Source organism: Methylobacterium sp. 1030, assembly GCF_040544715.1.
GTDB lineage: Bacteria > Pseudomonadota > Alphaproteobacteria > Rhizobiales > Beijerinckiaceae > Methylobacterium.
Genome location: NZ_JBEPKM010000002.1, coordinates 186,998 through 204,410 on the forward strand (window position 1 = coordinate 186,998; position 17,413 = coordinate 204,410).

Annotated in this window: 19 protein-coding genes; 13 read left to right on the forward strand and 6 right to left on the reverse strand. The window is 70.3% G+C overall.

Features of this window, described 5'->3' with window-relative positions; translation table 11 throughout:
- Positions 1–110: 110 nt before the first annotated feature.
- Positions 111–317 (forward strand): ribbon-helix-helix domain-containing protein, encoded by a 207-nt coding sequence (locus ABIC30_RS03235; RefSeq protein ID WP_354454037.1) that lies wholly within the window; start codon positions 111–113, stop codon positions 315–317.
- Positions 318–412: 95 nt separating this feature from the next.
- Here the strand turns inward: ABIC30_RS03235 and ABIC30_RS03240 are convergent, their stop codons facing one another.
- The 3 genes from ABIC30_RS03240 to ABIC30_RS03250 form a co-directional block, all read right to left on the reverse strand.
- Complete coding sequence (locus tag ABIC30_RS03240; protein WP_354454039.1) at positions 413–898, reverse strand: hypothetical protein; 486 nt, start codon at positions 896–898, stop codon at positions 413–415.
- 119 nt (positions 899–1,017) lie between these two features.
- A complete protein-coding gene (locus ABIC30_RS03245; protein WP_354454041.1) occupies positions 1,018–2,280 on the reverse strand; it encodes a site-specific integrase in 1,263 nt (420 codons plus the stop codon).
- On the reverse strand, positions 2,280–2,564 hold the full coding sequence (locus ABIC30_RS03250) for a hypothetical protein (protein ID WP_354454043.1): 285 nt from the start codon (positions 2,562–2,564) through the stop codon (positions 2,280–2,282). Before ABIC30_RS03250 ends, ABIC30_RS03245 begins: the two co-directional genes overlap by 1 nt.
- 317 nt (positions 2,565–2,881) lie before the next feature.
- Between ABIC30_RS03250 and ABIC30_RS03255 the strand changes: the two genes are divergently transcribed.
- From ABIC30_RS03255 to ABIC30_RS03270, 4 genes are all read left to right on the forward strand, one after another.
- Entirely contained in the window at positions 2,882–3,823 is a 942-nt protein-coding gene (locus tag ABIC30_RS03255) for an NAD(P)/FAD-dependent oxidoreductase (RefSeq protein ID WP_103984716.1), read from the forward strand.
- Positions 3,820–4,740, forward strand: coding sequence for a histone deacetylase family protein (locus ABIC30_RS03260; protein ID WP_020091428.1), 921 nt, complete (start codon positions 3,820–3,822; stop codon positions 4,738–4,740). Before ABIC30_RS03255 ends, ABIC30_RS03260 begins: the two co-directional genes overlap by 4 nt.
- A gap of 185 nt (positions 4,741–4,925) precedes the next feature.
- Complete coding sequence (locus ABIC30_RS03265; RefSeq protein WP_020091429.1) at positions 4,926–5,099, forward strand: hypothetical protein; 174 nt, start codon at positions 4,926–4,928, stop codon at positions 5,097–5,099.
- 143 nt (positions 5,100–5,242) lie between these two features.
- Positions 5,243–5,485 carry a hypothetical protein gene (locus ABIC30_RS03270; RefSeq protein WP_020091430.1) on the forward strand — a complete coding sequence of 81 codons (243 nt, stop codon included), beginning with the start codon at positions 5,243–5,245 and terminating at the stop codon, positions 5,483–5,485.
- Positions 5,486–5,695: 210 nt separating this feature from the next.
- Here the strand turns inward: ABIC30_RS03270 and ABIC30_RS03275 are convergent, their stop codons facing one another.
- Together ABIC30_RS03275 and ABIC30_RS03280 are read right to left on the reverse strand one after the other, a co-directional pair.
- Positions 5,696–6,331, reverse strand: coding sequence for a 2-dehydro-3-deoxy-6-phosphogalactonate aldolase (locus ABIC30_RS03275; protein ID WP_331327073.1), 636 nt, complete (start codon positions 6,329–6,331; stop codon positions 5,696–5,698).
- The gene (locus tag ABIC30_RS03280) at positions 6,328–7,206 is read right to left on the reverse strand and encodes a 2-dehydro-3-deoxygalactonokinase (RefSeq protein ID WP_020091432.1); all 879 of its coding nucleotides are present in this window, start codon (positions 7,204–7,206) and stop codon (positions 6,328–6,330) included. Before ABIC30_RS03280 ends, ABIC30_RS03275 begins: the two co-directional genes overlap by 4 nt.
- Before the next feature lie 211 nt (positions 7,207–7,417).
- Between ABIC30_RS03280 and ABIC30_RS03285 the strand changes: the two genes are divergently transcribed.
- From ABIC30_RS03285 to ABIC30_RS03320, 8 genes are all read left to right on the forward strand, one after another.
- The gene (locus ABIC30_RS03285; protein WP_026604669.1) at positions 7,418–8,176 is read left to right on the forward strand and encodes an ABC transporter ATP-binding protein; all 759 of its coding nucleotides are present in this window, start codon (positions 7,418–7,420) and stop codon (positions 8,174–8,176) included.
- Positions 8,169–8,909: an ABC transporter ATP-binding protein gene (locus tag ABIC30_RS03290; RefSeq protein WP_042674624.1), complete on the forward strand. Its 741-nt coding sequence runs from the start codon at positions 8,169–8,171 to the stop codon at positions 8,907–8,909. Before ABIC30_RS03285 ends, ABIC30_RS03290 begins: the two co-directional genes overlap by 8 nt.
- 94 nt (positions 8,910–9,003) lie before the next feature.
- A complete protein-coding gene (locus ABIC30_RS03295) occupies positions 9,004–10,221 on the forward strand; it encodes an ABC transporter substrate-binding protein (RefSeq protein ID WP_132366179.1) in 1,218 nt (405 codons plus the stop codon).
- A gap of 28 nt (positions 10,222–10,249) precedes the next feature.
- Positions 10,250–11,137 carry a branched-chain amino acid ABC transporter permease gene (locus ABIC30_RS03300; RefSeq protein WP_043380394.1) on the forward strand — a complete coding sequence of 296 codons (888 nt, stop codon included), beginning with the start codon at positions 10,250–10,252 and terminating at the stop codon, positions 11,135–11,137.
- 20 nt (positions 11,138–11,157) lie between these two features.
- Positions 11,158–12,144, forward strand: a complete 987-nt coding sequence (locus ABIC30_RS03305; protein WP_020091437.1) for a branched-chain amino acid ABC transporter permease — start codon at positions 11,158–11,160, stop codon at positions 12,142–12,144.
- A 144-nt stretch (positions 12,145–12,288) separates the two neighbouring features.
- Positions 12,289–12,642 carry a hypothetical protein gene (locus tag ABIC30_RS03310; protein ID WP_020091438.1) on the forward strand — a complete coding sequence of 118 codons (354 nt, stop codon included), beginning with the start codon at positions 12,289–12,291 and terminating at the stop codon, positions 12,640–12,642.
- 58 nt (positions 12,643–12,700) lie between these two features.
- Complete coding sequence (mutL, locus tag ABIC30_RS03315; RefSeq protein ID WP_354454049.1) at positions 12,701–14,647, forward strand: DNA mismatch repair endonuclease MutL; 1,947 nt, start codon at positions 12,701–12,703, stop codon at positions 14,645–14,647.
- Positions 14,648–14,834: 187 nt separating this feature from the next.
- Complete coding sequence (locus ABIC30_RS03320) at positions 14,835–15,602, forward strand: SDR family NAD(P)-dependent oxidoreductase (protein WP_354454051.1); 768 nt, start codon at positions 14,835–14,837, stop codon at positions 15,600–15,602.
- 40 nt (positions 15,603–15,642) lie between these two features.
- Here ABIC30_RS03320 and ABIC30_RS03325 read toward each other — a convergent pair whose 3' ends face one another.
- A complete protein-coding gene (locus tag ABIC30_RS03325) occupies positions 15,643–17,295 on the reverse strand; it encodes an AMP-binding protein (protein WP_354454053.1) in 1,653 nt (550 codons plus the stop codon).
- Positions 17,296–17,413 lie beyond the last annotated feature (118 nt).

Below are 17,413 nucleotides of genomic sequence, written 5' to 3' on the forward strand. Positions count from 1 at the left end.
CGTTTATGCGTCAACGGGCAGCTATGCCACCGCGGTGCTTTTTGACGAGGAAAACGCAGTCGTTTATCACCTCGATAATGGGGCGTCCGCCAATCACCGCAGGCCAGAAGATGGCCAAGCAGACTATCTGGCTTGATCCGCCTCTAATCGCGCAGATCGTGGCCGAAGCCGGTCATCGCGGCGTTTCCGAATTCATGCGAGATGCGGCGAAGCGCGAGCTGAAGCGTCGCGAACGCATCAGGATTCGGGAGGCGGCAGTCGCCGGCCCACCGGAAGCGGAGACAAAAACGGCCTCGCCGATGCCGGCGAAGCCATAGATCGAGGATGCGGTGGCGTCCGTTAGTTTGGTGTGTGCAACGAGCAGCGAGCGGGCAACAGCGGTGCTCTACGTCGACCGATGTCGCTGCAAAGCTTAGGCCGTAAAATCCGCAAGCGTCTGATAATGACCGTCCCCTACACCAACTTCGATGCGCCATTGTGTCGTGTGTAGCTCGTAGGCTGTATCGACGTTCGCAATAACTCCAGTGCTCAAGTTGATGCAGGCGCTGCTCCGCATAAAGTGAGCGTAGACCAAAGGGCCGCTCTCTGAAAGGTACAAGACCTTGCTGCGACCAAAGCCTTCCGGTCGGCCTCTCACAAGTTTCTCTGGCACGATAGTCGGAACGATTCGAGCATTCGGCACGTGGAGCAACGTATCATAGTTGAACGAATCGATCGTGTGAATCGCGAAGCGCGTGTCACCTTCCGGATGTACGGACATGAAGTCTAGTACGTACATGCTCTGTCCGTTATGAACGAATACAGCCGGGTGAACGCCGTCACCGCCGTCGATCAGAACAAAGTCGCCGGGCGCGCGGGCGCGCGAAGTCGAGGTGATAGCTGGCGAAAAAAACTGCATAACAGTACCTCTCCCAGTGGCGGAGGGCATGCAATAAAAGCCCATGCCTGCGGAGTCAGGCGCCAGATTGTCGCGCCCTACCCAAGGCCCCGCTGACTGCGGCCCTTCGCTTCCGCGCCTTAGTACCCGATCCGCTCAATCCACTCCTTAAGCTCGGCCACAGGATGCCCCGAGCCATACCCATCGTGGACCGTGACCTCGTCGTGCCCGACAATCTGGAGGGCGACCTCGCGCGGGCACCTCGCGGCGCGCAAGCGATCGTGGGCCCGGTGTCGCAGTGAGTAGACCACCTTTCGCGGGTCCGTGATGCCGATCCGGCGCATGGCGCGGAGCAGGTTCTTGCCCGTGATCACGTGGTTCTTCCCGAACAGCGGCCCAGCGATTCGCGCGGGCATCGCCGGATCCCGGATCACCGCGTCGGGGATCGGGATACGCCGCGCCGAGGTCGCCGTCTTCCCGGACCGGGTCACTCCGATCATGATGTAGCGGACGCCGCCCTCCTCGAACTCCTCGGTTACGGCCGCGCACTCGGAGGGCCGCATGCCTGTGGTCGCCATTAGGAGCCAGAGCAGCCGCTCCTCGTCGGCGAGCTTGGGCAGAGCCGTCTCGCGGAATAGCGTCATGTCGGCCTCGGACAGGGGCAGGCGCTTGGTCTGCACCTCCACCGTTCCCAAGACGTTATGGAAGATATCCTGACGCGGGTCGTGCTTGGGCAGGCCGTCCGCGATCGGCGCCTTGATGTGGCTGAGCCACTTGCGGACCGTTACCGGAGCCGGGGGCGGCGTCATCGCGCGAAGGTGCGCGACAAAGGCGTGACCGTCCGCGCGGGTGCACCGGGATAGCGGTCGGTTCTCGACGAACTCCAGCCACCGAGCCCACGAGCGGCGCGCGTCGCGCACGTAGTGCTCCGGCCGGGTCTGCTTCGCGAGATAGGTCTCCAGAAGCGCGAGGTCCGCCGAGGGATCAGGGGCGGCCGGTTTCGGAGCGGGGAGGGGGATCGGCGCAGCGGGGTCGTTCGGCCGCACGTGGTAGGCCGTGATCCGCACGATCTGCGAGTTCTGGTCCTGCCAGACCCGGCCGTCCGGCGCCGTCAACGTCGCGACCTGCGTGTCTGCCCGGATGTGCGTGCCGTCGTCGCGCACGCTGAGTCCGAGCGGGTACTCCCAGTCGATCTCCGGGACGACGAGGCGGCCTCCTCGGCGGCCGGCGGCTTCGAGGCGCTTGCGCTTGTGCGCCTGGATCGCCGGCCCGGCCAGCACCTCGGCCTGGAGCCGGTCGGTGGTGCCGAGGCTTCGGCAGTAGACGGGCTCGCCGGGAGGCTGGAGGCGCAGCCACCACGTGGCGCCGCGGCGGTAGAGGTAGTCGACCTGTCGGCGGGCCATCAGAGCCACCGGAGCTTGAATTCGATCCACATGTGATCGTCGAGATCGAACGTGCAAGCTTTACGGCCGATCTTGCGGCTTTGGATTCCTCGCTCAGCCAACCACGACCGCACCTCAGACGGGTGCGCATTGATGTGCCAGAAACACTGCTCAAATGGGTGATCCCGCGGAAGGCGGCCCATTTGAACGTCCATATAGATCGCTTCCAAACGATCATTACCGATCATGCATCGAGGTGGCTCATCCGGCCGCCCCGCCCCGAGCCCGAGAGTGAAACTTTCCATCACCGAATCCGCCGCCTCGAATCCGGGTTAGTGACACCGGACCTCCACCCCACTTAGTGACAGAGTTAGTGGCAGTCAATATCGTTATTTCACAACACGTTAGCGGCAAAATCGCGCGAAGGTGCGGATTCCCTCTACCCGCACCACGGCGCCACCCATCGCCGCGGGACTTCGCTGGACAGCCGGACCGTATCCGCGCCGCGAACACAGGTCCCGTCCATGACGAGCGCGATTCCGTCGCTCTGACGCCGCGTGGCTCGGCCCCTATCTTCGCCCTCACGCGGCGGCGGGGCCGGTCGTTCAGACGGGGCAGGGGCGTGAACGAGCACGGAATTGTCGCGGTCCTCGGAGCCGGCATGGCAGGCGCGGCCGCCGCGCGCCGGCTGGCCGAGGCGGGCCTCCGCGTCCGGGTCTTCGACAAGGGGCGCGGGGTCGGGGGACGCATGGCGACCCGGCGGGTCGGTGAGATGCAGTTCGACCACGGCGCGCAATTCATGCGCGCGCGCGGGCCCGCCTTCGCGGCCGAGCTCGGCCGGTGGACGCGGCTGGGCATCGTCGCGCCCTGGGCCGGCTCCGACCGCCATGTCGGCGTGCCGGGCATGACGGAGCCCGTCCGCGCCCTGCTCTCGGACCTTCCGGTATCGAGCGCGACGACCGTCGTGCGGCTTCGACGGCAGGGAGCGCGCTGGCACCTCGAGGACGCGGCCGGCACCGTGCACGGCCCGTTCGACGCCGTCGCGATCACCTTCCCGGCCCCTCAGGTCACGACGCTGCTCGAGGCATCGGGCGTCGCGTTGCCCGGTGTCCGGCGCGCCACCTATGCGCCGTGCTGGTCGCTCATGGTGACGACGGAGACGCGACCGCGGGATGTCCTCGTCCAGCCTCGGACCGATCCGATCGGCCTGATCGCGCACGATTCCGCGAAGCCCGGGAGGCCTGCCGGCTCGCGGCTCACGGTGCACGCGACGCCCGCCTGGTCCCGCGGACATCTCGAGGCCCCGCGCGAGGCGGTCATTGCCGCGCTTCTCGGAGCGGCCGAGGACGTCCTCGGCGCCACGCTCCGGCCGTCCCACGCGGAGGCACATCGCTGGCGCTACGCCCAGGTCGAGACCGCCCTGGAGCAACCCTGCCTGTACGATCCGGACCTGCGTCTCGGGGCAGGCGGGGATTGGTGCCTCGGCGCCCGGATCGAGGCGGCCTACGACAGCGGTCAGGCACTGGCCCGGTGCCTCCTGGCTGATCTGGGCCGGCCCGCGTGATCCCGCCGATTGCCTTCCATCCGGCCTACGAGGCGCCGCTCCCGTCAGGCCACCGGTTCCCGATGCGCAAGTACGGCCTGCTCGCCGAGACCTTGGTCGCCAAGGGTCTGGCGCCCCTAGGCTTCGTCACGCCGGAGCCCGCCAGTGCCGAGATCCTGCTACGCGCCCACGATCCGGCCTACGTGGACGCGGTGCTCGCCTGCGATGTCGGCCGGGGCATCGAGCGGGCGATCGGCTTGCCGGTCGACGCCGCCCTTGTCCGCCGCTCCCGCGCCTCGGTGGGCGGCACCCTCTTGGCCGGGCGCCTCGCCCTCGCGGAAGGCCTCGCGGGCAGCGCCGCCGGCGGCAGCCACCACGCGCGGCGCCGGCAGGGCGCCGGTTTCTGCGTGCTGAACGATGTCGCGGTGGCGGCCCGCACCCTCCAGGCCGAAGGTCTGGTCCGGCGCGTCCTCGTGGTCGACCTCGACGTGCATCAGGGCGACGGGACCGCGGACTGCCTCGCCCTCAGTCCCGACCTGTTCACGCTCTCGATCCATTGCGAGAACAACTACCCGGCCCAGAAGATCGCCGGCGACCTCGACATCGGCCTGCCCGACCGGCTCGACGACGCCGCCTATCTCGATGTCCTGCGCGCCCGCCTGCCGCCGCTCCTCGACGCGTTCGCGCCGGATCTCGTCTTCTATAACGCGGGCGTCGATCCCCATCGGGACGACCGTCTCGGCCGTCTCTGCCTCACCGATGACGGACTGCTCGCCCGCGATCGCTACGTCGTGGCGCAGGCCCGCGCCCGTGGGATCGCGCTCGCCGCGGTGATTGGCGGCGGGTACACGCACGATGTCGAGGCCCTGGCGCGCCGTCACGCCCTGGTCTTCGAGGCGCTGGCCGCCGAGGCGGCCGCGGGATCGACGCTCGCGTGAGATGCTGCGCGGGAAATCTGCGCGAGTTCTCGGGGTGAGACCGGATTGCATCACGCGACGGTCGATATGCAGTCCTCGGGTTCACGGGAAAGGTTTTGGGAAGGGCTCCGGTCGAGGATGCGGGGCAGGCGGATTGATGAGGCGGATCCGCTGCTCGCACTCGATGACGCCGTTGGAGATCGACCATGCTCGCGCGGGTCTGGGACGTGGTGAAGGCGACGCTGGCGGTGTCGGCCCTGATCGCCGCCGCCCTCGTCTCGGCGGACAAGCTCGATCGCCAGAGATCACAACCGGTCGTCGGCGCGGCTCTGGTCGAGCCTGCGACGACCGGTGCGATCGCACCGGCGATACGTCCGTGACGTCAGCGGCCTTTCGCTCCGCGGCCGCGAACCTGCGTCAGATTGAAACAAGCACGACGGGATATCTTTTCCGGCCTCGGCGTTCTCGCCGGACGCCGAGGCTTGGCCGCTCGCGGCCCCGATCCGCTCAGGAGACATCCTTGATGAAGTCCGCCACTTTCGCCCTCCTCGCGGTCCTGGTCGGCACGGCGCCCGCGCTCGCGGAGACCGGCGCGGACCGGGCCGCCTGCACGCCGGACGTGATGCGCCTGTGCGCTGCCCAGATCCCGAACGCGGGGGCGATCACACTCTGCCTCCGCGAGAAGCGGGTGTCGCTGAGCGGCGCGTGCCGGACGGTGGTCGACCGATCCGACCGGCCGGCCCGCGAGATCGCGAACCGCCGATAGCGCGACACCCCGCCAGCCTGCGACCCGCGGTCGGGCCTCGCCGGTGAAGTGGCCGACCGCGACGACGCGGCGGCGATCGCGCTGTGAACCGGTCGCAAAGGCGCGGTCAGGCCGCCTGCGGAGGCGCGCATCGCGCGAAGGTCAGGGGGCGCGGCCGACACGCTCTGCCGTGTCTGCTCGGCCCGACCGGACGGCCCGCCGTCGGTGTCTTCAGGCCGAGCGCTCGAACGCCGCCACGTAGGCCGCGGCGTCGCGGGCGACGTCGGCCGCCGCCTTCCCGGGCCGGTAAAGATTGGACCCGAGACCGAATCCATCGGCGCCCGCCTGCCGCCAGCCCGCGATGGTCTCGGGCAAGACTCCGCCGACGGCCAGAACCCGCGTGTCCGGCGGAAGGACCGCGCGATGCGCCCGGAGCGCCAGGGGCGTCGCGACATCCGCCGGGAACAGCTTCAGCGCAGTTGCTCCCGCCGCCAGGCACGCGAAAGCCTCCGTGGGCGTCTGATAGCCCGGAAGGGAGACAAGGCCCGCCGCGACGGTGGCACCGATGACGGCCGGATCGCCGTTTGGCGATACCACGAGGGTTCCGCCAGCAGCGGCGACCTCGCCGACCTGAGTCGGCGTCAGGACCGTGCCGGCCCCGACCAGCGCCCGCCCGGCGAGGCGCTCGGCGAGCGTCGCGATGCTCCGGAGCGGGTCCGGCGAGTTGAGGGGCACCTCGACGAGGGTGAACCCGGCTCCGACCAGCGCCTCCCCCACGGCGAGTGCCTCGTCCGGCGTGAGCCCCCGCAGGATGGCGACGAGGGGGCAGGCCGCGAAGGCCGCCTCGAACCGGTCGAGGATGGTCATGCCCGCAGACTCCAGATGGCGTGGATACCGGCCGTGGTTGAACCGTCCGGCACGATCACCGGATCCCCGCCCGCTTCGGTGATGGCGGCGGCGTAGAGTGCCCCGAGGCGGCCGCCGCCGAGGAGATGGACCGGGCGCCGCCGGAGGTCGTCCCGGGTGCCGATATCGGCGCCGATCAGGATCCCGCTGGCATGGGCCGCCGCGTCCTCCGGGGCGAGCCGGTCGAGCAGGAGGCCGGAGCGAACCTCGAACAGGGTGGCGGCGAGGTTGCGGGACGCGAGGCCGCGCCGGACACCCGCGCGGAAGGGGGCCCCATCCCCGATCGCGCCGTCGAGCGTCCCGGCCAGGATCCCGTGTGCCCGCAGGAGGGCGAAGAATTCCCCGGTCATCACGGTGGTGAAGTCCGTGATGGCCCCGTCGAAGGTCTCGATCCACTTGTTGTGCGTACCGGGCTGGCAGAACAGGGCCGTCGCCGGCACCACGCCCGCTCCGATCGCCCCGAAGACTTGGATCTCCTCGCCCCGCATCACGTCGGGGCGACCACCGCCCCGCAGAGCGACGCCGGGGACGATCCGGACGCCCGGGGCGGGCTCGAGGCAGGCTTCGGCCAGGGCGGTGAGGGTGGCCGGCGCGGCCACGTAGGGCGCCGCCTGCCAGCCCCGGTTGGAGCCGATCATGCCGACGGCGACGATGAGGTCAGCGCCCAGTCGCGCGCGCAGGGCCGCGATCTCCGCCGGATAGGCGTCGGGCGACAGGGCGAGGACGCCACGCTCGTCGTGCAGGCTGTCGAGAATGACGCCCGCTTCCGAGACGGCGAAGGCCCGCCGGTTCGTCGTGCCCCAGTCGACGGCGATGTAGGCCGGGCGATCGCCCATGCCGAAACCTCTCAGAAAAGCCACTCGACGAATTGTCTGAGTTAAGTGCGGCGCGCGGCGCGGTCAAGTTCAGTCCGGCGGCCGTCGTGACACGGAGGGCCACTGATATCACTCCCGGGGGATTGTCGCGCCGCCACGAGCGTTTGCGATGGACTGCGCGGCTTGGGATCGGCGATATGGCGGCAAGAAATCGAACCCGGGAGGGACACGCTTGGCACGGGATGTAATCCTGGCGACCGATGGCCTGACGATGGAATTCCGCGGATTCCGGGCCGTCAACGGCGTGGCGTTGCAGGTCGAGCGCGGCACCATCCACGCCCTCATCGGGCCGAACGGAGCCGGCAAGACCACCTGCTTCAACCTCCTGACGAAGTTCCTGATCCCGACCGCGGGAACGATCCGCTACAAGGACCGCGACATCACCGGCCTGAAGGCGGCGGACGTCGCCCGCCTCGGGCTCGTACGCTCGTTCCAGATCTCGGCCGTGTTCCCGCACCTCACGGTGATGGAGAATGTCCGCATCGCCCTCCAGCGGCGCCGGCGCGGCGATTCCTTCGACTTCTGGCGGCCCGAGCGGGTCCTGCGCGCGCTGAACGGCGAGGCGCTCGCCCTCGTCGAGGCGGTGGGCCTCTCCGACTTCGCCGACGTGCTCGCGGTCGAGTTGTCCTACGGGCGCAAGCGCGCGCTCGAGATCGCCACGACCCTCGCCCTCGATCCGGAGATGCTGCTCCTCGACGAGCCGATGGCCGGCATGGGTCACGAGGACGTCGAGCGCACGGCGCAACTCATCCGCCGGGTCTCGAAGGACCGCACCATCCTGATGGTGGAGCACAACCTCTCCGTGGTCGCCTCCCTGTCGGACCGGATCACCGTGCTGGCCCGCGGGCAGGTGCTGGCCGAGGGCGACTACGCCACGGTCTCGAAGGATCCGCGCGTGGTCGAAGCGTATATCGGGGCGGGACATGCCTGAGGCGGCTCTGAAGACACCTCCGGCGGCCGCGACCGACGCGCTGCTGACCGTCCGCGGCCTCGAGGGCTGGTACGGCGAGAGCCACGTCCTCCACGGCATCGACATCGACGTGCGCGCGGGCGAGGTGATCACGCTGCTCGGCCGCAACGGCGCGGGCAAGACCACGACCCTCCGGGCGATCATCGGGATCCTCGGCAAGCGCTCGGGCTCGATCGTCTACGACGGCGTCGAGACGGTCCGGATGGCGTCGCGGAACATCGCCCGGCTCGGGATCGGCTACGTGCCGGAGGAGCGCGGCATCTTCGCGAGCCTGACGGTCCACGAGAACCTGATGCTGCCGCCGCGGGTGAAGCCCGGCGGCATGTCAGTGGCAGACATCCACACGCTGTTCCCGAACCTCAAGGAACGCGCCGGCAGCCAGGGCACCAAGCTCTCGGGCGGCGAGCAGCAGATGCTGGCGATCGGGCGCATCCTGCGCACCGGCGCCAAGCTGATCCTGCTCGACGAGCCCACGGAAGGTCTCGCGCCGGTCATCGTCCAGCAGATCGGCCGGACGATCCAGCAATTGAAGACTCAGGGCTACACCATCGTCCTGGTGGAGCAGAATTTCCGCTTCGCCCAGACTTTGGCGGACCGGCACTTCGTGATCGAGCAGGGGCGGGTGGTCGACATGATCCCCAATGCCGAGCTTGACGCCAATATCGACAAGCTGCACGCCTATCTCGGCGTCTGAATCTCGCACGCGAAAACCGTAGAAGCGCCAGAAAACGGCGACTCGATATTCGGCCGGCGGAGATCCGCCGCGCCGCTGGAGGATGGAAACGAAAATGCTCGGACGCATCGCCCGGCCCGTGACCCTCGCCGCCCTCGCCGGCGCCCTGATGATGGGCACCGCAGCCGCGCAGACGAACGTGAAGATCGGCATCCTGGGCGACCGCTCGGGCGCCTACTCGGACATCAGTGGCGAGGGCTCGGTCGTGGCCGCCAAGCTCGCGGTCGAGGATTTCAAGCCCGAGCAGCACGGGCTGAAGGTCGAGATCGTCTCGGCCGACCACCAGAACAAGCCGGATGTCGGCGCGGCCATCGCCCGGCAATGGTACGACCGCGACGCCGTCGACATGATCACCGACGGCGTGACCTCCTCGGTGGCGCTGGCCATCAGCCAAGTCACCAAGGAGAAGAACAAGGTCTTCATCGATACCGGCGCCGGCACCGCCGACCTCACCGGCCCGCAATGCACGCCGAACACCATCCACTGGGTCTACGACACGGTGGCGCTCGCCAACGGCACCGGCGGCGCGATGGTCAAGCGCGGCGGCAACACGTGGTTCTTCCTCACGGCCGACTACGTGTTCGGCCAGACCCTGCAGCGCGACACCAGCGCGGTCATCAACAAGAACGGCGGCAAGGTCGTCGGCTCGGTGAAGACCCCGTTCCCGACCTCCGACTTCTCGTCCTTCCTGCTGCAGGCGCAGGGCTCGGGCGCCAAGGTGATCGGGCTCGCCAATGCCGGCACCGACACGATCAACGCGATCAAGCAGGCGGGCGAGTTCGGCATCACCGAGGGCGGGCAGGCGCTCGCCGGTCTCTTGGTCTTCTCGTCGGACGTGCACTCGCTCGGCACCAAGGTGGCGCAGGGGCTGGTGCTGACCGAGCCGTTCTACTGGGACCTGAACGACCAGACCCGCGCCTTCTCGGACCGGTTCGCCAAGCAGATGAAGAACGGCTCGAAGCCGACCGCGAACCATGCGGGCGTCTACTCGGACGTGCTCCACTACCTGAAGGCTGTGGCCGAGACGAAGTCGACCGCCGACGGCGCCGCCACGGTCGCCAAGATGAAGGCGATGCCGACGGATGACCCGCTGTTCGGCAAGGGCGTGATCCGCGCGGACGGCCGCAAGATCCACGACATGTACCTGTTCGAGGTCAAGAAGCCCGCCGAGTCGAAGGGCGAGTGGGATCTTTACAAGAAGCTCGAGACCATCCCGGGCGACCAGGTCTTCCGGCCGCTCAACGAGGGCAACTGCCCCCTGGTGAAGGGCTGACGGTGGGTTCGGGGCGCGGAGACCGGCCATGACCACGATCTTCGGTGTGCCAACGCAGGCCCTGTTCGGTCAGCTCCTGCTGGGCCTGATCAACGGCTCGTTCTACGCGATCCTGTCGCTCGGGCTCGCGATCATCTTCGGGCTCCTGAACATCATCAACTTCGCCCACGGCGCGCTCTACATGATGGGCGCGTTCGTGGCCTGGATGCTGCTCACCTATGTCGGTCTCGGCTACTGGTGGGCGCTGGGGCTCGCACCGCTCGTGGTGGGCGCCTTCGGCATCGTGCTGGAGCGGGTGCTCATCGCCCGGCTCTACAAGCTCGACCACCTCTACGGCCTGCTGCTGACCTTCGGTCTCGCGCTGATCATCCAGGGCCTGTTCCGCAACCAGTACGGCGTGTCGGGTCTGCCCTACGCGATCCCGGCCGAGCTGTCCGGCGGCCAGCGCCTGCCCTTCATGTTCCTGCCGAACTACCGCGCTTGGGTGGTGGTCGCCTCGCTGACCGTCTGCATCGCGACGTGGCTCGTGATCGAGAAGACCAAGCTCGGCGCCTATCTGCGCGCCGCAACCGAGAACCCGACCCTGGTCCAGGCGTTCGGGGTCAACGTGCCGCTGTTCCTGACGCTGACCTACGGGTTCGGCGTCGCGCTCGCGGGTTTCGCCGGGGTGCTCGCTGCGCCGATCTACTCGGTCAATCCCAACATGGGCGCCGACATCATCATCGTGGTCTTCGCTGTGGTGGTGATCGGCGGCATGGGCTCGATCATCGGCTCGGTGATCACGGGCTTCGCCCTGGGCCTCGTCGAGGGACTGACCAAGGTGTTCTATCCGGAGGCGTCCGCCACCGTGATCTTCGTGATCATGGTGCTGGTGCTGCTCGTCAAACCCGCCGGCCTGTTCGGGCGCACGGCCTGATCGCGATCTGAGGCACCCCCATGGCCGACACCGCCGCCCTCGACGCCGCCCCGATCGCCGCCGCCGTGCCGACGAGTCGGGACGACAAGGCGCTCCACCGCCTCATCTTCGTGGGCATCGCGGTGCTGCTCGTCGTGGCACCGCTCGTCCTGTACCCCGTCTACCTGATGAAGGTGCTGTGCTTCGCGCTGTTCGCGCTCGCCTTCAACCTCCTGCTCGGCTACGGCGGCCTGCTCTCCTTCGGCCACGCCGCCTATTTCGGCATGGCGAGCTACCTCTGCGCGTACACGGCCAAGAGCCTGGGCTTCACGCCCGAGCTCGCGATCCTCGCCGGCACGGTCACGGCCGCCCTGCTGGGTCTGGTCTTCGGCGCCCTGGCGATCCGCCGGCAGGGCATCTACTTCTCGATGATCACCCTGGCACTTGCCCAGATGGTGTTCTTCTTCTCCCTGCAGGCGAAGTTCACCGGCGGCGAGGACGGCATCCAGGCGGTGCCGCGCGGCAACCTGTTCGGCGCGATCAGCCTCGCGGACGACCGGGTGATGTACGCCGTCGTGGCCGTCGTGTTCATGGCCGGGATGCTGCTGATCTACCGGATCATCCACTCGCCCTTCGGGCAGGTGCTGAAGGCGATCCGCGACAACGAGCCGAGGGCGATCTCGCTCGGCTACCGCGCCAGCCAGTACAAGCTCGCGGTGTTCGTGCTCTCGGCGACGCTGGCCGGCCTCGCGGGCTCCACCAAGGCGATCGTGTTCCAGCTCGCCTCGCTCACCGACGTGCACTGGTCGATGTCCGGCGAGGTGGTGCTGATGACGCTCGTCGGCGGCATGGGGACGGTGTTCGGGCCGATCGTCGGCGCGCTGGTGATCGTCACGATGGAGACCTACCTGGCGCAGTTCGGTGCCTGGGTGACGATCATCCAGGGCTGCGTCTTCGTGCTCTGCGTGCTGCTGTTCCGAGAGGGCATCGTCGGCCTGATCGCCCGGCTGATCCGACGGCCGCTCTAGGACGCGGGATCCGGGGCGGGTGGCGGTTGCAGCGCGGCAACGCCCCCGTCGCGACCTGCAATGGCGGATCGGGGCTGCGACTTGTGGTGAGCTTTCGTTAACCAAGACTGCCCACGCTGACGGCTCCACGCTGTCAGGGCCACCATGACCCAGGACCGAACGCTCAGCATCGACGACCCGGCCCTCGACTGCCCGGTCGCACCGGACGTGGTCGGCCGCCTGATCAAGGCCGACCCGGACGGGGCCGCGCTTCTGCTCGACGGGATCCCGGAGGCGACGCGCGCCCGGCTCGCCGTCTGGCTCTACGGCCGCAGTCACACCCACGCGATCGGCGTCCGCGTCGCGGCGACCTGCGAGGGCCCGACCCTCCGGCGGACCGCGGGCCTCGTCGGGAACGTCCTCTACGACCTGTCCCGCCGTCCCGTGGCGGCGGCGAGCCACGGACCGCGCGGGGGCGCCGGCCGCATCTCCCTGGGCGGGTCGAAGCGCCGCGCCTGACGGGTCGGCACGACCGGCCGATTGGATCGCCGCCGCGCAGGGACTATCCTGCGCGCCGATGTCCTCCCTGTCCGCGCCGTCCGTCCGCCGCCTCGACCCCGTCCTCGTCGATCGCATCGCCGCGGGCGAGGTGGTCGAGCGCCCGGCCTCGGCCGTGAAGGAGCTGGTCGAGAACGCGATCGATGCCGGGGCCCGGGCGATCGAGGTCACCGTCGAGGCCGGGGGGCGCCGACTGATCCGGGTCGTCGACGACGGCCGCGGCATGACGCCGGACGATCTCGACCTCGCGGTCGAGCGGCACGCCACCTCCAAGCTGCCAGGCGGCGACCTCACGGCGATCGACACCCTCGGCTTCCGCGGCGAGGCCCTGCCGTCGATCGGCGCGGTGTCGCGCCTCGCCATCGTCACCCGCACGCCCGAGGCCGAGGCGGGGGCGAGTCTTACGGTCGAGGCGGGGCTGAAGGGTCAGGTCCGCCCGGCCCCGGCCCAGCGCGGCACCCGGATCGAGGTGACCGAGCTCTTCGCCGCCACGCCGGCGCGGCTCAAGTTCCTGAAGTCGGACCGGGCCGAGAACGCCGCGATCGCCGAGACGCTGCGCCGCCTCGCCGCGACGCAGCCCGGGATCCGCTTCACCCTGCGGGCCGATGCCGGGCAGCCCCTGGTCCTGCCGGCCGAGACCGGGGCCGAGGCGGAGCTGCGCCGGCTCGCGGCGGTGCTGGGGCAGGACTTCCTCGCCAACGCCCTGCCGGTCTCCCTGGCCCGGGAGGGCTTCGCGGTGGCCGGTCATGTCGGCCTGCCGACCTACCATCGCGGTGCGGCGACGCACATCCACCTCGCGGTCAACGGCCGCCCCGTGCGCGACCGGCTCCTGCTCGGGGCGATCCGCGGCGCCTACGCCGACACGCTGGCCTCCGACCGGCACCCGGTGCTCGGCCTCGCCGTCGCGTGCGACCCCGGCCTCGTCGACGTCAACGTCCACCCGGCCAAGACCGAGGTGCGCTTCCGCGAGCCGGGCCTCGTGCGGGCGCTGATCGTGAGCGCGATCCACGACGCCCTGCGCCGCGGCGGCGCCCGCTCGGCCACCACCGGCGCCGCGCGGACCCTCAACGCCCTGCGCCCGGCCGGGGCGCCGCTCGCCACCCACAGCGGCGCCACCGCGCCGAGCCTGTTCCGGCCGACGCGGCCGGGCCCCTTCCCGAGCGGTGCACCCTCGGTGGCAGCGCCGCCCGGCTACCGTTCCTCGGCGGCGTGGAGGCCGGCGCCGCAGCCGGCGCGGGTCGAGCCGACCGGTTTCGGCGAGGCCGCTCAGGCCGTCTGGGCCGGGCCCGAGCCCGAAGCCGTGGCGGCCCCGCCCCAGGCCGACACCCGCGTTGCCGCCGACGTTGTGGAGGCGCTCGATCATCCGCTGGGGGCCGCCCGCGCGCAGATCCACGAGACCTACATTCTCGCCCAGACCCGCGACGGCCTTGTGATCGTCGACCAGCACGCCGCCCACGAGCGCCTCGTCTACGAGCGGATGAAGACCGAGCGGGAGGCAGGCGGCATCGCCCGCCAGGGTCTCCTGATCCCGGACGTCGTCGAGATGAGCCCCGAGGAGGCCGACCGGCTGGTCGCGGCCGCCCCGGACCTCGACCGGCTGGGACTGTCCATCGAGGCGTTCGGGCCGGGGGCGGTGCTCGTGCGCGAGGTGCCGGCCGCGCTGATCGGCGCCTCGACGCGCAAGCTCGTCACCGACATCCTCGACGCCCTGGAGGCCAGCGGCGACGAGGAGGGCGGAGAGCCGGCGACCGAGGGCGGCCCGCTCGGGCGGCGCCTCGACGCGGTCCTGTCGCGCATGAGCTGCCACGGCTCGATCCGGGCCGGGCGACGCCTGCGGCCGGAGGAGATGAATGCCCTGCTGCGCGAGATGGAGGCGACGCCCAATTCCGGACAGTGCAACCACGGTCGCCCGACCTCGATCGAACTGAAGCTCGCTGACATCGAGCGGCTGTTCGGCCGCCGATGAGCGGGCAGGGGCTCCTTGCCGGCTGGCGGCCCCGGCGGAGCCGGTCCACAACGGACGTCGGCGCCGCGGCCCGAAGACCGGCGGCGCGCGCAGGGGAGGCGCAGAGCCATGACCGATCCCGTCGTCACCGGCCCGTGCCGGGCCGCTCCGAGGAGCCACGCCTCGGCCGTCGCCGCGGTGCGCTGAGATGGCCGCTCCGTTCGACCTCGCCGGCCGCCACGTCCTCGTCACCGGGGCCTCCAGCGGTCTCGGTCGCCATTTCGCCGGGACCCTGGCCCGCGCCGGCGCGCGCCTGTCGCTCGGCGCCCGCCGGGCCGACGCTCTCGCCGAGACCGTCGATCGCGTCGCGGCGGCGGGCGGTGAGGCCCACGCCGTCGTCATGGACGTCACCGACGCCGCGAGCGTTGAGCGGGCGCTCGACGCCGCCGAAGAGCGCTTCGGACCGGTGGCGGTGCTGGTGAACAACGCCGGCGTGACGGCGACGAAGCCGGCGCTCGACCTCGCGGAATCCGACTGGGACGCGGTGCTCGACACCAATCTCAAGGGCGTCTGGCAGGTCGCCCAGGCCACCGGCCGGCGCATGGTCCGGCACGGGGCGGGCGGCAGCATCGTCAACATCGCGTCGATCCTCGGGCTGCGGGTCACCGGCGGGCTCGCGCCCTACGCCACCTCGAAGGCGGCGGTCGTCCAGCTTACCAAGAGCCTCGCGCTCGAGTGGGCCCGCTACGGGATCCGCGTGAATGCCCTAGCGCCGGGCTACATCAAGACCGAGCTCAACGACGCCTTCTTCGAGTCCGATGCCGGCCGGGCGCTGATCAGGCGCATCCCGCAGCGCCGGCTGGGCGAGGCCGCCGAACTCGACGGGCCGCTCCTGCTCCTGGCCTCGGAGGCCGGCGCCTACATGACCGGCAGCGTCCTGGCGGTCGACGGCGGTCACCTGGTCTCCGGCCTGTAGCGATCGCCCCGGACGGCTCCCTTCGCGGGGCGGGCGCGGGTCAGAGGGTCCGCGCCTGCTCGCGCAGGACGAATTTCTGGATCTTGCCGGTCGAGGTCTTCGGCAGCGGCCCGAACACCACCGTCTTCGGCACCTTGAACCGCGCCATGCGCTCGCGACAGAACGCGATCAACTCCTGGTCGCTCGGCACCGCTGCGCCGGGCTTCACCTCCAGGAACGCGCAGGGGCTCTCGCCCCAGGTCGGATCTGGCCGCGCCACGACGGCCGCCAGCATCACGGCGGGATGGCGCATCAGCACCTCCTCCACCTCCAGGCTGGAGATGTTCTCGCCGCCCGAGATGATGATGTCCTTCGCCCGGTCCTTGATCTCCACCGACCCGTCGGGATGCCAGACCGCGAGGTCGCCGGTCCGGTACCAGCCGCCAGCGAGGGCCTCCTCGGTCGCGCCCGGGTTGCCGAGGTAGCCCTTCATCACCGTGTTTCCGCGCAGGCGGATCTCGCCGACCGTCGTGCCGTCCCGCGGCACCGGCGCGTCGCTCGCGACGTCGGCGACGCTCACCGCCTCGAGCGTGGCCAGCGGCACGCCCTGGCGGGCCATGCGGGCGTGTCGCTCGGTGTCGGGGAGAGCGGTCCAGTCCGGCTGCGCCAGACAGACCGTCGCGGGGCCGTAGCTCTCGGTGGCGCCGTAGAGATGCGTCACCTGGAAGCCGAGCTCCTCCATGGTGCGGATGATCGTCGAGGACGGCGCCGCGCCGCCGACCGCGCAGCGCACGCGCTGGGGGAACGGCACACGGTCCTGCGCCGGCGCGTGAGCGATCATCGAGAGGACGATCGGGGCGCCGCACAGATGCGTCACCCCGTGCTCGGCGATCAGCCTGAAGATCGCCGCCGGCTCGACCTTGCGCAGGCAGACCTGCGTGGCGCAGGCGGCGACACTCGCCCATGGGTAGGACCAGCCGCTGCAGTGGAACATCGGCAGCGTCCAGAGATACACGCTCTCGCCGGTCAGGCCGAACGTGACGGCGTTGCCGAGCGCCTGGAGATAGCCGCCGCGATGGCTGTAGACGGCGCCTTTGGGATCGCCGGTCGTCCCCGACGTGTAGAGCAGGCAGAGCGACTGCCACTCGTCCTCCGGGCCGTGCCAGGCGTAGTCGGGATCGCCCTCGGCCAGCAGATCCTCGTAGGGCAGGGCCCCGTCGATCCCGGTCGCGCCGATCGCCACGACGAGGACCGGCTCGGCGAGTTCCGCGAGCGCCCGCGCGGCCAGCGCGGCGTACTCGGCCTCGACGAGGAGCGCGCGGGCGCCCCCGTGCCGCAGCGAGAACGCGATCGTCGCCGCGTCGAGGCGCGTATTCAACGGGTTCAGCACCGCGCCGAGCATCGGCACGGCGAAGTGCGCCTCGATCATCTCCGGGACGTTCGGCGCCAGGATCGCCACGGTGTCGAGTGGCCCGACCCCCCGGGCCGCGAGGCCCGCGGCGAGGCGCCGGCAGCGCGCGTAGAGGTCCGCGTAGGTGAGGCGGCGGTGACCGTCGATCACGGCGATCCGCCCGCCCGCCGCGGCGGCGGCCCGCGCCAGCAGGCTGGCGGGGGTCAGCGGGATGTAGTTGGCCGGCCGGCGCGCGAGCCCGGCCTCGAACGGATGAGAGCCCGTCTCGCGGACCTCGGTCTGGGTCGGACGGATGTCCGTCATCGTGCAGCCTTCTGATCGGGCGGCGGGCGTGGCGTGCGCTCCGCGCGACGAAGATTTCGCGGCCGTCGTGCCTGTCAATCGCGGCCGCCGTGACAATGTGGGCCGCGCGCGGATTCTG